The 264-nt window shown below is 62.9% G+C and carries 1 protein-coding gene; it reads right to left on the reverse strand.

The window, feature by feature from the left end:
- The coding region (locus Q4528_RS14255) for a Na+/H+ antiporter NhaA (RefSeq protein ID WP_303522280.1) at nt 1–264 on the reverse strand (264 nt) is incomplete at both ends.

The following is a 264-nucleotide window of genomic DNA, read 5'->3' on the forward strand; positions in this document are numbered from 1 at the left end:
GTATAAAACAGGGCGATGATGATGATGGCCCCAAGGTCATCAAGGATGGCCAATGTCAGCAAGAACACCTTGAGCGACGAAGGCGCGCGGCTGCCGACCAGCGCCAGAATACCAAGCGCAAAGGCGATGTCGGTGGCCGCCGGAATGGCCCAGCCCCCCACAGTAAGCGGCGAATTCCAGTTCAGCGCCACAAACACCCGCGCGGGCAATGCCATGCCGCCAATCGCCGCCGCACCCGGCAGGAACACGTCGCGCGGGTTCTTC

It is taken from the genome of Staphylococcus pasteuri, assembly GCF_030547725.1.
Lineage (GTDB): Bacteria > Bacillota > Bacilli > Staphylococcales > Staphylococcaceae > Staphylococcus > Staphylococcus pasteuri.